11 protein-coding genes are annotated in these 13,787 nt (G+C 43.6%); 6 read left to right on the top strand and 5 right to left on the bottom strand.

What is annotated here, in order from left to right; all coding sequences use genetic code 11:
* Nucleotides 1-145 precede the first annotated feature (145 nt).
* Together mepA and AB4351_RS06885 are read left to right on the top strand one after the other, a co-directional pair.
* A complete protein-coding gene (mepA, locus tag AB4351_RS06880; protein ID WP_017062537.1) occupies nt 146-985 on the top strand; it encodes a penicillin-insensitive murein endopeptidase in 840 nt (279 codons plus the stop codon).
* A 273-nt stretch (nt 986-1,258) separates the two neighbouring features.
* Nucleotides 1,259-1,567, top strand: a complete 309-nt coding sequence (locus AB4351_RS06885; protein ID WP_017062536.1) for a hypothetical protein — start codon at nt 1,259-1,261, stop codon at nt 1,565-1,567.
* A gap of 42 nt (nt 1,568-1,609) precedes the next feature.
* Here AB4351_RS06885 and AB4351_RS06890 read toward each other — a convergent pair whose 3' ends face one another.
* From AB4351_RS06890 to rdgC, 3 genes are all read right to left on the bottom strand, one after another.
* On the bottom strand, nt 1,610-1,864 hold the full coding sequence (locus AB4351_RS06890) for a YfhL family 4Fe-4S dicluster ferredoxin (RefSeq protein WP_004735061.1): 255 nt from the start codon (nt 1,862-1,864) through the stop codon (nt 1,610-1,612).
* Between the two features lie 34 nt (nt 1,865-1,898).
* Complete coding sequence (yegQ, locus tag AB4351_RS06895; RefSeq protein ID WP_017062848.1) at nt 1,899-3,317, bottom strand: tRNA 5-hydroxyuridine modification protein YegQ; 1,419 nt, start codon at nt 3,315-3,317, stop codon at nt 1,899-1,901.
* Between the two features lie 206 nt (nt 3,318-3,523).
* On the bottom strand, nt 3,524-4,438 hold the full coding sequence (gene rdgC, locus AB4351_RS06900; RefSeq protein ID WP_017062534.1) for a recombination-associated protein RdgC: 915 nt from the start codon (nt 4,436-4,438) through the stop codon (nt 3,524-3,526).
* A 194-nt stretch (nt 4,439-4,632) separates the two neighbouring features.
* On the opposite strand from rdgC, the gene phoB reads away from it, so the two are divergent.
* From phoB to AB4351_RS06915, 3 genes are read left to right on the top strand one after another with little or no spacing between them, the layout of a single operon-like run.
* The gene (gene phoB, locus AB4351_RS06905; RefSeq protein ID WP_004735064.1) at nt 4,633-5,322 is read left to right on the top strand and encodes a phosphate regulon transcriptional regulator PhoB; all 690 of its coding nucleotides are present in this window, start codon (nt 4,633-4,635) and stop codon (nt 5,320-5,322) included.
* Between the two features lie 33 nt (nt 5,323-5,355).
* On the top strand, nt 5,356-6,654 hold the full coding sequence (gene phoR / locus AB4351_RS06910; RefSeq protein WP_004740365.1) for a phosphate regulon sensor histidine kinase PhoR: 1,299 nt from the start codon (nt 5,356-5,358) through the stop codon (nt 6,652-6,654).
* A complete protein-coding gene (locus AB4351_RS06915) occupies nt 6,651-7,628 on the top strand; it encodes a PstS family phosphate ABC transporter substrate-binding protein (RefSeq protein WP_102320722.1) in 978 nt (325 codons plus the stop codon). Before phoR ends, AB4351_RS06915 begins: the two co-directional genes overlap by 4 nt.
* 77 nt (nt 7,629-7,705) lie before the next feature.
* Here AB4351_RS06915 and ppx read toward each other — a convergent pair whose 3' ends face one another.
* Nucleotides 7,706-9,217 carry an exopolyphosphatase gene (gene ppx / locus AB4351_RS06920; RefSeq protein WP_372125456.1) on the bottom strand — a complete coding sequence of 504 codons (1,512 nt, stop codon included), beginning with the start codon at nt 9,215-9,217 and terminating at the stop codon, nt 7,706-7,708.
* Entirely contained in the window at nt 9,208-11,304 is a 2,097-nt protein-coding gene (gene ppk1, locus AB4351_RS06925; protein ID WP_372125459.1) for a polyphosphate kinase 1, read from the bottom strand. The genes ppx and ppk1 overlap by 10 nt, the downstream gene beginning before the upstream one ends.
* 200 nt (nt 11,305-11,504) lie before the next feature.
* Here ppk1 and AB4351_RS06930 point away from each other — a divergent pair, with 200 nt between their 5' ends.
* Nucleotides 11,505-13,721 carry an ABC transporter permease subunit gene (locus AB4351_RS06930; RefSeq protein ID WP_372125462.1) on the top strand — a complete coding sequence of 739 codons (2,217 nt, stop codon included), beginning with the start codon at nt 11,505-11,507 and terminating at the stop codon, nt 13,719-13,721.
* Nucleotides 13,722-13,787: the final 66 nt, after the last annotated feature.

Consider the following 13,787-nt stretch of genomic DNA (forward strand, 5'->3'; position numbering starts at 1 on the left):
CAATAATTCATCAATCTTAACCAGATCACATTTTTACTTTAATTGGTATAATTCACTAGCTACCACCAAAAACTTAAGTACGATATGCACCTAATCCTAAATGGCGACTAATATAATGAGTAAGCGTCAGTAATTTGGGATTATTATGAGGTTCTTTTTTGCACTGGTTGTATTCTTTTGTTCATTTTCTCTATCAGCAACTTCGTGGGAAAAAGAGAGTCACCCTACTAGAAATTCACCCTCATCAATTGGAAGCTATGCCAATGGCTGTCTAGACGGCGCGCAGGCTTTGCCTATTAATGGTTTGGGGTATCAGATCATTCGCCCTCAAAGAGAGCGCTACTATGGCCATACAGAAGCTATAAAGTTTATTGAGAGGTTAGGAGTCACGACCAGCGAGAAGCTCAATACTAATTTATTGATCGGTGATATTTCTCTTCCCAGAGGAGGGCGCTTTTCTTCAGGTCATTCAAGTCATCAAACAGGGTTAGATATTGATATATGGCTAAGGTTAACCAGTAAGAGGTTGTCAGAGAACGAATTAGCTGTGCCTAAACCTGTGAGCGTTGTGGATCTTACCAACTACAAATTGCGTGAATCGAATTGGACCGATGATCATTTTCAAGTTATTCGTTATGCGGCGAAAGATGAAAAAGTGGTGCGTATTTTTGTTCATCCAGTGATCAAGCAAACCCTTTGTGAACAAGAAAACTCTGACGCTAATGATAGAGCTTGGTTAGGCAAAATAAGACCTTGGTGGGGACACCACTCCCACTTCCACGTTCGTTTAAAGTGTCCTGAAGGCAGTTCAAACTGCATAGCTCAAGCGAGCCCTCCTAAAGGTGACGGTTGTGGAGATGAACTTGCAAGTTGGGCTCCAAAGACTGTTCCAGTTCCACCTCCTAAAAAAGTAGCGAAAACTAAGAAAAAGAAAAAAGTTAAAGTGATGCCAAGTCAGTGTTTGGCCTTGATATCGAATAAGTAATCCTGTTCATCGAGGCTTTTTACAGTGGTACTGCCACTGGTTTTTTCGACTCTAAAACTGGAGAAATATCACACTTTTGTCTAGAGTTTATAAACACGAGATTAAGAACATCGTTTGATATTAATAAAAGCAATAACGGTATCAGCAAGGGCGATGGCGAATTTGACAAGGTTTGGTCAGGGATTGAGTGTTTTGGGGTGAAAGATGCGGCTTATATGCAGTATGCGAAATCAGAGTCTGATACCCGTCGATAGATAATTCAAGGATAAGACTATGACTATGATTTGTGCGAAGGAATTTTCAGAATGGTTAAGACATAGGTTCAACGCTGAAAGCTCGGGTATTTCAATTTCAAGAGATGACATCAATCAGCTAACAGGCAGACAACGTTTAGACCCTAGTTTCGTAAATGATGTTCACTATGAATTGATGCAGTATGGAATGGCATTTGTGACCGATACCAGCAGGGAAAACTTTTATCTTGTTCCTATAGCTCAATCAATAAACTGGCGAGAACGACTCGAATATCAATTTGAAAAAGAGCTCTTCTGCAATATTTATCCAATCGGAAAATCAGGATGAAAAAAAAGGTTCAACTTATGGTTAAGTTGAACCTTTCTTCTTTTAGGTCAAGCCTTGAATGATAACAAACTTCTCAAGTAGCTCGTCATCAGTTTCAATATGGTTTGGGTCAGTGATGATGCATTTTGTAATCGGACACACTGACTGGCATGTTGGCTTTTCATAGTGACCTTTACACTCTGTACATAAATCAGGATCGATCTCGAAGATGCTGTCGCCCATAGTGATTGCACCATTTGGGCATTCAGGATCACACATATCGCAGTTTATGCACTTGTCAGTAATTAACAGAGCCATTATTTTCTTCTCAAGTAAGTCGCTTAAGTAAAAATTATTTGCCTGATGCGTTACGTGTATCTTGGCCTTCGCTCAAGTTACGCATCAGCAAGCCGTACTCTAGATCTAGATCTGCTGGTACAGGAATAAATACAAAGTGACCGTTACCTTTCGCATCGTCGACCGCTTCAGATTTGCGGTTTTCCATAACTTCTAGTTTGAAAACAACGTTACCTTTCGGTGTCATCATTTCTAAGCTGTCGCCTACTAGGAACTTGTTCTTCACTTCTACTTCCGCTAGGTCACCACGGCGCTTACCTGTGAACTCACCAACAAACTGTTGAGTGTCAGAGATAGAGTAACCGTACTCGTAGTTTTGGTATGTATCGTGTGTATGGCGACGTAAGAAGCCTTCAGTGTAACCACGGTGAGCTAGGCTCTCTAGTGTACCCATTAGGCTTTCATCGAATGGTTTGCCTGCCACTGCATCGTCAATAGCTTTACGGTAAACCTGAGCAGTACGTGCACAGTAGTAGAAAGACTTAGTACGACCTTCAATCTTCAGAGAGTGAACACCCATCTTCGTTAGGCGCTCAACGTGTTGGATTGCACGAAGGTCTTTTGAGTTCATGATGTAAGTACCATGCTCATCTTCAAACGCTGCCATTTTCTCTTCTGGCTTGTGTGATTCAGAAAGCAGAACCACTTCGTCTGTTGGTTTACCAAGGCCTAGTGTGTTGTCTGGACGCTCATCTTGAACTTCAATGTCTTGCGTTTCTACTTCTTGAATAGCAACACCAGTAGGGTTTGCTTCAACGATCTGACCGTTTTCGTCTTCTTTCGCTGCTTCTGTTTTGTATTCCCAGCGGCAAGCGTTGGTGCAAGTACCTTGGTTTGGATCGCGCTTGTTCATGTAACCAGAAAGCAGACAACGGCCTGAGTAAGCCATGCAAAGAGCTCCGTGAACAAAGATCTCTAGCTCTGTTTCTGGGCAGTGTTCGCGAATCTCTTCGATCTCTTCAAGCGATAGCTCACGAGATAAGATCACACGCTCAACGCCTTGAGTTGACCAGAACTTAACGGTCGCCCAGTTTACTGCGTTTGCTTGAACAGAAAGATGGATTGGCATTTCAGGGAATGCTTCACGAACCATCATGATAAGACCAGGATCTGACATGATAAGCGCGTCAGGGCCCATGTCTACAACTGGTTTGAGGTCGCGAATGAATGTTTTTAATTTAGAGTTGTGCGGCTGAATGTTACATACAACATATAACTTTTTGCCTTGAGCATGAGCTTCATCGATACCGATTTGTAGGTTTTCGTGATTGAATTCGTTGTTACGAACACGAAGGCTGTAACGTGGCTGGCCTGCGTATACTGCATCTGCGCCGTAGGCGAATGCGTAACGCATGTTTTTGAGGCTTCCTGCCGGTGATAATAGTTCAGGTACAAATGGTTTTTGTGTAGTCATTGCTTCGTTCTCTAATCTGATCTCAAGTCAGGTTGATACCACCAAGTGATATCAAAGGGGCGCAAATTTTACGCTAAAATGAGTTTGGTTGATAGCCCTAAAGATAGCAATGACATTAACAAGACGGTCTAGAGGCAGATATAAGTGAGAACTTAGTGAGAAATAAGCTCAGATACCGTTAGCACCTGAGCCTATAGTTTGACTGATTAAGCGTTAGGTTGAGTTAACCCGCCTAATGATTCAAATAGGTTTGGAAGGAAAACACTGAACTCACCACAAAGTAGAGAGAAGTCCGCATCAAAACGCGCAGCTTGATCTTCACGAGGAATATCGTCGTTTTCGTCTTTGAGCTCATCACTGAATTTTAGGCGTTTGATGCTGCCATCTTCTGCAAGAATGAATTCAATACGGTCTTGCCAGTTGATAAGAAGTTTCGTCACCATCTTATTGGCTTCGATGTGGTTTTTAATCTCATCAGCTTCTAGTTCTTGTTTCTTAACTCGAACAATACCGCCGTCTTCTTGAATAGATTTTAGTTCTGCTTCATCAAGCATAGTGATGCCTTGTGGCGTATCACCTGATTTCACCCATTCTGTAAGAGTCGTTTCGATCGCTTGCTCTGGGATAGCTGGCACTACTGGCAGGCTACCCATTGTCTTACGTAGCAATGCTAATACATCTTCTGCTTTTTTGTAGCTGCTCGCATCAACCACAATGAAACCTTCTTTTGGCATGATCAGCGCGTAAGTGAAGTTGCTGCGGCTGAATGCTCGAGGAAGTAGATCAATGATGATGTCTTCTTTTAGGCTGTCTTTCTCTTTCTTTTTCAGAGGGGTACCAGACTCTGCCTCAAGCGTTTCTACTTTTGCGTTCAATGATTCTTTGATCACAGAAGCGGGTAGCATTTTCTCTTCTTTCTTTGCACAGATAAGAATGCGGTTTTCTGATACGTGCGTCATCATATCGCCATGTCTACCCATTGCGTGTACCCAACCAAACTTCTGTTTGTCTTGGCTACCACAAGGAGTAAAGCGGAATTCTTCAAGTTGTTTCTCTAGCTGATCTGCGTTGAAATCAATATCACGGTTGAAGCGATAGACTAGACAATTTTTAAACCACATATATTTTTCTCATACCTTTTTAGAAGTGCCTCATGATATGAGATCTAATTCGATTTGTCCTTAGCTCTGTATCAAAAGTTATAAAGTGAAACGTTTGAGACAGTTATATGAAAATTTGTTTTCAAAGGTCACAAAAGTGTCATAATTAACTCAGATAATGCAATGCGTTGATTAAATACAAAGGCTATTCAATTATGTCGAGAAGGATTCTGGTCGTTGAAGATGAAGCACCTATTCGTGAGATGCTGTGTTTTGTACTTGAACAAAAAGGCTACCAAGCAGTAGAGGCTGAAGATTACGATACAGCGGTAAACAAGCTATGTGAACCTTTCCCAGATCTAGTATTACTAGATTGGATGCTACCTGGTGGTAGCGGGATAAACTTTATCAAGCACATGAAGCGTGAAGAGTTAACTCGCAACATCCCAGTGGTGATGCTAACGGCTCGTGGCGAAGAAGAAGATAAGGTTCGCGGTTTAGAAGTTGGCGCTGACGACTACATTACCAAACCGTTTTCGCCAAAAGAGCTTGTTGCTCGCCTTAAAGCGGTGATTCGTCGTGTAACACCAACGGCATTGGAAGATGTGATTGATGTACAGGGCCTTAAATTAGACCCAGTATCACACCGCGTGACCGCAAGTGAAGGTCCAGTTGATATGGGACCAACAGAATTCAAAATGCTGCACTTCTTTATGACGCACCAAGAGCGTGTATACAGCCGAGAGCAGCTGCTTAACAACGTTTGGGGTACCAATGTTTACGTTGAAGACCGAACGGTTGATGTACATATTCGACGCCTGCGTAAAGCGCTTGAGTCTGCAGGTCACGATAAGCTAATCCAAACGGTTCGTGGCGCTGGCTACCGTTTTTCTACAAAGGCTTAATGTGGCTTCGCTGCCCAGTTTACGGAGTCCTGAATGGTTGAAAAGTTAACCTGGAAAAAGCTGGCTTGGGAGCTGGCTTTTTTTTACGCACCATGGGTTTTAGTCGGATGGATATTCGGTTACCTACCTTGGTTGCTGCTGGCTGCTACGGTATTGCAGCTCGGCTGGCATCTACACAACCAAATGCGTTTGTCCGCATGGCTGTGGGATGAGAAGCGTCTAACTCCACCTTCAGGCTCTGGGAACTGGGAATCTCTGTTTAACGGTATTTATCGTATGCAGCAGAGACAGCGTCGCAAACGCAAAGAACTGACTAACCTTATCCGCCGTTTCCGTAACGGTGCAGAATCGCTTCCCGATGCCGTTGTGGTATTTCGCGGTGAAGGCAATATCGTTTGGTGTAACAAGCTAGCTCAGTATTTGCTGGGCTTTCGTTGGCCAGATGATTCAGGTCAACCGATCTCGAATTTGATTCGTACTCCAGATTTTATTAAGTACCTTAATAAGCAAGATTTCTCTGAGCCATTAGAGATGCCTTCTCCATTGAATGTGGAGCGTATGCTCGAGCTGCGTATTGTGCCGTATACCGAGGGTGAACACCTGATGGTGGTACGTGATGTGACCCAGCTTAAGCAGTTAGAAGGCATGCGCCGTAACTTCTTCGCTAACGTTTCTCATGAATTGCGTACGCCGATGACCGTCCTTCAAGGTTACCTTGAAATGACCGAAGATCCAGACATGATCGTTGGCCCAATGTGGACCAAGGCGCATGGCGTAATGACTGAGCAGCTCAATCGAATGAACAGTTTGGTTAATCAACTACTCACGCTTTCGAAAATTGAAGCGGCGCCAATGCATGAGTTGGATGAAGTGGTCAACGTTCCGGCGATGCTTGAGGTTCTTGAGAAAGAAGCGGCGAGCCTTAGCGGTGAGCGCGAACATAAGCTTGAGTTTGATATCGATAAGAGCCTACGAGTTCTTGCCGATGAAGACCAATTGAGAAGTGCGATATCGAATTTGGTTTATAACGCGGTTAAATACACACCCGCAGGTGCAACGGTCAAAGTGCGTTGGTATCAAACCAGCCAAGGCGCGTGCTTAGATGTGTCAGATACTGGTGATGGTATTGAGCCTCAACACTTACATCGACTCACAGAGCGCTTCTATCGTGTAGATAAAGCCCGCTCTCGTGATACCGGTGGTAGTGGTCTTGGATTAGCGATTGTAAAGCATGCGCTTAGCCACCACGATTCACATCTCGAAATTCAAAGTGAAGTGGGCGTCGGCAGTCGTTTCCATTTTACTTTACCAAATCGACTGACCGTATCATGAGTTGTTCGATACGCAGGATGCATTTTCCAGTCAGCTCATTATTAGCGTTTGCTTTAGTTAACCCTGTGCATGCCGAACAGGGTGTCGATTCTCTTCCTGATTATTCTAAGGTTCCGGGAATTTCTGGGAGCTTATTATCGGTCGGTTCGGATACCTTAGCGGGTATGACGACGTTATGGGTGGAAGAGTTCAAGTCCTACTACCCAAATGTTAACGCTCAAGTCCAAGCATCGGGTTCTTCTACTGCTCCTCCAGCCTTAACCGAAGGGACTGCACATCTAGGGCCAATGAGTCGTCCGATGCGCCTGCGAGAAATTGAAGCATTTGAAAGGGAGCATGGATATAAGCCAACAGCACTGCGAGTTGCTATCGATGCGATTGGGCTTTTTGTGCATCGTGATAACCCTATTGAGGGGCTTAACTTTCGTCAGATTGATGGCATTTTTTCTGAGACATTACGCTGCGGAGCAACAAGGCCCCTCAATAACTGGCAAGATCTCGGAATCGATCAGCCATGGGCGAAACATCGATTCCAATTGTTCGGTCGCAATTCTGTATCGGGGACTTATGGATACTTCAAACAGAATGCACTGTGCGGCGGTGACTTTAAAAATCGTGTGAATGAGCAACCTGGTTCGGCTTCAGTCGTTCAGTCGGTCGCTTCATCCATCAGTGGGATTGGCTACTCGGGCATTGGCTACCGCGTAGCAGGTGTTAAGCTGATTCCTATTGCAGAGCACGGCTCTAATTATGTTGAGCCTACGCGTGAGAATATCTTGAGTGGTGATTACCCTCTATCTCGTTTTCTCTATGTGTATGTGAATAAGCATCCGGATAAACCGCTTTCTCCCGTTGAAAGAGAGTTCCTCACTTTTGTGTTCTCAAAGCAAGGACAAGAACTTGTAGAGAAAGATGGCTATTTAGCGATACCGTCTGAGTTCGCAGAGCAAGAATTGGCAAAAGTCGGGCTCTAATTCAGGCTGCGATAAACTTAGATAAGAAACGTATGAACAGCTTGCGCGTCGCAGGCTGTTTTAATTTTGACTGTTCGTTATTTTAGCTTTAACGACCACCCAGCATCTTGCCAGCGTCGTTGTTCTTCTTTGAGTTCATAATCAAGCAGTTGATTTTCAGCTAACCAGTCGATGGTATCTCCTTCTAAACACCAATTCTCATCTTGCTCAATGGTTAATTTTACATTCGGTATTGGCGATTGGCTTCGCTGTCGATTGAGCAGGATTGCTATCCTCAGTATTCGAATTAACAACGCTACCTGCCCTGTATTGAATAGCGTGAGATCCGGTAAGTCACTAAGCTTAATCGCTTTTCTTTGATAGCGAACTAATGCTGAGATCAGACGCTGCTGCTCAGTATTGAAACCGGGCATAGTCGTATGTTTAAGCAGATAAGCTGAATGGCGGTGATAGCCTTGGAATGCGATGCTTTGTCCCACTTCATGAAGCAATGCAGCCCATCCAATCAGATCATAAAGTTCATTATTTACCGCAGTACTCACCTGAGGTTGCGCTTGTTTCAGTAATGAAAGGGCGAGTGCTTTGACTTTCTGGCCATGAACTACGTCAACATGGTATCGAGAGACAAGCGTTTCGGCGGTTCTTGTTCGAACATCAATATCTTTAAACCGATCTTCCATGTCATAAAGCACCCCTTCTCTTAAGGCACTATCGGAGAAATGCAATTCATTGATGTTTAGCATATCCATAGCTGCTGAAAGAATCGTGACGCCAGCGGCAAACACCGGCTTTCTTTCATCGCTTAAACCTGAAAGGTCTAATCCCTTAGATGATGGAAATTCACATAAGTGGTTCTTCAAATAGGATAGGCGTTGCGGCGTAATGAGACCATCGGTGAACCCTAAGCCAATGAGTACCTCTTTTATTGATTTGGCGGTACCTGATGAGCCAAAGGCAACTTCCCAAGAGATTTGTTTGTATTCTTCAATTAATGGCATCAACAGGCGAGTAGCTGAGACATAAGCATCGGAGAAGTGCTGTGATGTCAGCCCTCCATCGGCAAAGAAGCGCTGAGTAAAACTGACGCATCCCATCGGTAAGCTACGCATTATTTGGGGTGTAAAGCCTTGCCCTGCGACTAATTCAGTACTCCCTCCACCTATATCAATAACTAATTTGGATTCGGAAGCGGCTTGAGTGTGCTCTACGCCGTTATAGATAATTCGAGCTTCTTCTTGACCTGAGATGATCTCTATTGGAAAAGGAAACCATGGTTTAGCTTGCTCTAAGAAGTCTTTGGTATTTTTAGCCTTTCTTAGGGTATGAGTCGCGACGACTCTGACATCATCAAGTTCAAAATCCGCTAGTCGTTCTGCGAATACCTTGAGGCACTCTAAACCTCGCTCGATAGCGCTTTCGGATAAGAAGTTATGCTCATCCAACCCATCGCCTAATCTCACTTTCTGTTTATGTCTGCTGACTAATTGCAGGTGTTGATCGAATACTCGTGCAACCACCATATGAAAGCTGTTCGAACCTAAATCGATAGCGGCAATACATCGAGAATGTTTGTTATCAATTAGCGGCATGATTTCTTCTCTTGTTTGTACTTCTTGCGAGCAAGTTTCTCCATACGTTTAATATAGTGGTAAGTGGAGAGTTGTGACGTCGGGTATTCGAGTTGGTTTGCTGGTGCTTCTATGTAAGGGTTGCTCATCGCTTGGTCTAGCACTCGAGCTTTGTTGCTGTCATCGAAATGAAATTCGGTGATATCGATAATGGTTTGCTTGATATTTGGATCTAAAATTGGAGTGGCGACTTCGATCCGATGATCGAAGTTTCGCGTCATCCAGTCAGCTGAAGATATATAGACTTTCGGCTTTCCAGCGTTACCAAAGATCATCACTCTTGGGTGTTCGAGAAAACGATCGACCACACTGACAATCTCAATATGGTCACTGATGTTGGGTATGCCAGGGACAAGAGAGCACATGCCACGAATCACCATTCTCACTTTTACATTGACTTGGCTGGCCTGATAGAGCTTCTCAATGATCTCTCGGTCGACCAAATTGTTGAGTTTTAGAGTGATGCTTGCAGGCTTGCTCTCCATCGCGTTTTGTATTTCATTATCTATCAACTGATACAGACGTTTTCTTGTATTCTTCGGTGACACAATCAGTTGTTTGAACTGTGATTTTTGATAAGGGTTTTCAATATATTTAAAGACTTGTCTCACCTCTTGGGTCAAATCTTCATTCGCAGTGAGCAGAGAAAAATCGGTATACACGCGCGCTGTTACTTCATGAAAGTTACCGGTGCCAATATGGGCGTAATGCACCGTATGCTTGCCTTCTTTCCGTTTAATGAGCAGCAGTTTGGAGTGGACTTTCAAACTTGGGATGCCATGGATGACTTTTATACCGGCTTCTTGAAGTTTCTTTGTCCACTGAATATTGGCTTGTTCATCAAAGCGAGCTTGCAGCTCGACAACCACTGTGACCTTTTTTCCATTGTGTGCCGCATCGATGATTGAGCTAAGGAGTTTTGAGCCTTCTGCAACACGGTAAACGTTTATTTTTATGGAGGTTACCTTCGGGTCAAAGGAAGCCTGCCTCACAAGTTCAGTAATGTGATTAAAGGTGTGATAAGGGTAATGCAACAAGATGTCACGAGCTTTGATCGCTTCAAAATAGTTTGGGTGGTGGCTAAAATGCGCGCACTTAATCGCGGGTAACGGGCGATTAACTAAATCACGTCGGTTGAGGCTTGGGAACTCAGAGAAATGTTTGAAGTTGTGGTAGCGGCCTCCGGCGATAACACTGTCGTAATCAGACAGTTTTAGTCTGACTTGTAAGAAACTGAGCATTTCAGCTGGCATTTCTGACTCATAGATAAGACGTATCGGTAGTGCCGTTAAGCGCTGTTCTAAACCTAAAGACATCGATTCTAATAGGCTGCTTTCATTGTTCTCTTGAAGGTCATAATCGGCGTCACGAGTCATTTTTATAGCAAAGCAACGCACTGAGTCATACTCAAAGAACCCTTTAAGTAAGTCATCTAAACAAAATCGAACTATATTATCTAATAAGATCAAAGTAGTACGCTGAGAACCCGAGGTGTCTGGTAACTTAACAAATCGAGGGAGTGCTTCTGATGGGATTTCGAGTAATACGTATTGAGAAGATGCCTCACGCTTGATGTCGATGGCTAAGTAACTTTGCTCGTCTTTCATAATATTGAGCAACTGGCGATCTTCGTTCAAGAGAAACGGAGTTAAATGTGGCAGCACTTTTTTCTTAAAGTACTTTTTTATCCAGCCACTTTGTTCTTCGCTGATTTGTTGTTCGTTGACCAGAAAAATACGATTGCGTACCAATTCCAATAGCAAGTCGTTATACAGTTCATGGAATTGAGCATCGAGCTTGCTTGCTTTGCTCTGCATTTTAGTCAGTAGGCTTTTCGGCGAGTTGGAGGTTAGCTGTGGATCTTGAAGTAAGATCTTTCGTTTCACGTCAGCAAATCGGACTTTGTAAAACTCATCGAGGTTTTTTGAGTAAATACCTAAAAAACGAACTCTTTCGATTAAGGGCACTGACTTGTCGGCTGCTTCTTGGAGCACTCTTTCATTGAAGGATAACCAGCTAAGTTCTTTTGTGACATAGTCTTTTTCCATCGAGATGAGAATCCTTGAGTACTGGCTATAGAGCTGATTACTTTAAATTAGAATGGCAAAATTCACAAAATCTATGATCTTACTTTAAGAAATATGGCTAACAAACTTGTTATTAGTTTCAGTTGTTTAACGTAACTTGTAATATAATTGTCATCTAACGTACATATTATGTCAGTAGCTAAAAAAAGGTAGATAAACAGATGGCATCAGCCCAATTTTCATTGAAAGAGCGCGACAAAAAAAGATGGTTGAAAGATCGTCTCGTCCGTTTTTCGGTGACATGTGGCGCGGTCAGTGTTCTAGCTGCCCTAGTATTGATCTTTGTTTACTTGGCGATGGTCATTTTACCGGTATTTTCTGATACTGGTTTAGAGACAGACCAAGCTGTAAAGACCGTTGCCGTAGAAAAACCTATCGTCTTATCGGTTGATGAATACGGTCAGCATGCATTTACTATCGAAAAATCTGGTTTGGTACAGTTTTGGGATTTAGAGTCTCAAAATACACACTCTTACTTTGAGCGTGATGTTGTAGCCAACCCCATCGCCTTTTCTCGAAACACCCCATCTGAAAACTGGTTTGCCTTTGCCGACAGCGCAAGCAATCTTACTTTTTTCTATCCTGAGTATAGTGCGCCTGTGCTGAAAAAGGGCAGCGAAGCCGAACCTAAAATTGAGCAAATCACTCTCCCTGAACCGTTTTTAAATGATGTACCCTCAAATGGGGCGACGATCGACAAATTCGCATTCTCTAAAAATGGACGTGGGATTACGGTTGCCGCGCAGTTAAGTGACCAACGAGTCTTGGTTAAGTGGTATCAGAGTGACCTTACTGGTCAGTATGTTTTTCAGAAGAGCCAATGGCTATCGGATAAGTTGGGCTTGCAGCAGCAACTGCTTGTCACACCTGATGGGCAAACCTTATACCTACGAGCACAATCGGATTTGGTTGTTTTGAAACTATCAGATAACGGTTTTGATGTTCGTGAAGTGATTGATCTTAGCTTAAATGATGCGAAGCATTCCGTGAAAAGCATCGATTTATTGTCTGGCGCATACTCGTTGTTGGTTACGCATGAGGACGGACAGGTTTCTCAATGGTTCGATGTACTCAAAGATGAAAAGCGTAGCCTGACCCATATTCGAGACTTCCAACTTGCTGAACAAGTGCAATTTATTCTTCCTGATACTTATAGAAAGGGTTTTTATAGCTTCTATAAGAACGGCACATTACAAAGCCACTATACGACCAGTGAAAAGCTGTCGTTGTTTGAACGCGCATTTGATAAATCACCACAACTAGCCGCTATGTCTGCCAATGAACTGCATCTGGCAACGTTGATTGATGGCATCATCAGTGTGGCTAAAGTCGACAATGAATACCCACAAATCTCATTCTCCTCGCTTTGGCAAAAGGTCTGGTATGAAAGTTACCCTGAGCCGCAATACGTTTGGCAATCAACATCGGCGAATGATGACTTTGAAGAGAAATTCAGTTTAGTACCTATCACATTCGGAACTATCAAAGCCGCTCTGTTTGCGATGATGTTTGCCGTGCCGGTTGCTGTGCTCGGAGCTATTTACACCGCTTATTTTATGTCTCCACGCATGCGAAGAGTGGTGAAGCCTTCGATAGAGCTGATGGAAGCTCTTCCAACCGTGATCATCGGATTTTTGGCTGGGCTTTGGTTTGCTCCAATCGTTGAAACACATTTAACGGCTGTCTTCTCATTAATGATGCTATTACCACTGAGCACACTGTTGACTGGACTTGTTTGGTTCTGTTTACCGAAGAGGGTAACGGGTCGCTTCTCTAACGGTTGGCATGCTCTGATATTGATTCCGGTATTGGTGATTACAGTGGTTGCGGTGTTTGCTGGTGGAAACAACATTGAAGCCTTGTTATTTGGTGGTGATATTCGTACCTTCTTGGCTAGCTATGGTATCGACTTTGACCAACGCAATGCGCTAGTGGTTGGTTTTGCTATGGGCTTTGCGGTCATCCCAACGATTTTCACTATTGCTGAAGATGCTATTTTCTCTGTACCTAAACATTTGTCTGATGGGTCATTAGCGTTGGGGGCGACGGCGTGGCAGACGCTTATTTATGTGGTGCTATTGACGGCGAGTCCAGGTATCTTTTCTGCGGTTATGATGGGCCTAGGGCGAGCAGTTGGTGAAACCATGATCGTCTTGATGGCGACAGGTAACACCCCAATTCTTGACTGGAATGTTTTGGAAGGGATGAGAACTTTATCGGCAACGATTGCTGTTGAGCTGCCAGAATCAGAAGTGGGTGGTTCTCATTTCCGCTTGCTGTTCTTGGCTGCACTCTTGCTGTTTATCTTTACATTCGCGGTGAACTCAGTTGCTGAGTGGGTTAGACAAAGACTGAGAGATAAATATCGTGCGCTGTAGTTTTAAAGGTTTGCCTCAATGTGTATCAATGGCTTTTAGTGGCTTGACTAGCGTGTCTCTTGATCT

The sequence above is a fragment of the Vibrio sp. 10N.261.51.F11 genome (genome assembly GCF_041471665.1).
Lineage (GTDB): Bacteria > Pseudomonadota > Gammaproteobacteria > Enterobacterales > Vibrionaceae > Vibrio > Vibrio crassostreae_C.

Bases quoted from the DNA above. Each gene is read 5' to 3' on its own strand.
- phoB (WP_004735064.1), top strand. From the start codon at position 4,633: ATGTCGAGAAGGATTCTGGTCGTTGAAGATGAAGCACCTATTCGTGAG.
- yegQ (WP_017062848.1), bottom strand. From the start codon at position 3,317: ATGACTACACAAAAACCATTTGTACCTGAACTATTATCACCGGCAGGA.
- ppx (WP_372125456.1), bottom strand. From the start codon at position 9,217: ATGCCGCTAATTGATAACAAACATTCTCGATGTATTGCCGCTATCGAT.
- rdgC (WP_017062534.1), bottom strand. From the start codon at position 4,438: ATGTGGTTTAAAAATTGTCTAGTCTATCGCTTCAACCGTGATATTGAT.
- ppk1 (WP_372125459.1), bottom strand. From the start codon at position 11,304: ATGGAAAAAGACTATGTCACAAAAGAACTTAGCTGGTTATCCTTCAAT.
- AB4351_RS06915 (WP_102320722.1), top strand. From the start codon at position 6,651: ATGAGTTGTTCGATACGCAGGATGCATTTTCCAGTCAGCTCATTATTA.
- AB4351_RS06885 (WP_017062536.1), top strand. From the start codon at position 1,259: ATGACTATGATTTGTGCGAAGGAATTTTCAGAATGGTTAAGACATAGG.
- AB4351_RS06890 (WP_004735061.1), bottom strand. From the start codon at position 1,864: ATGGCTCTGTTAATTACTGACAAGTGCATAAACTGCGATATGTGTGAT.
- AB4351_RS06930 (WP_372125462.1), top strand. From the start codon at position 11,505: ATGGCATCAGCCCAATTTTCATTGAAAGAGCGCGACAAAAAAAGATGG.
- phoR (WP_004740365.1), top strand. From the start codon at position 5,356: ATGGTTGAAAAGTTAACCTGGAAAAAGCTGGCTTGGGAGCTGGCTTTT.
- mepA (WP_017062537.1), top strand. From the start codon at position 146: ATGAGGTTCTTTTTTGCACTGGTTGTATTCTTTTGTTCATTTTCTCTA.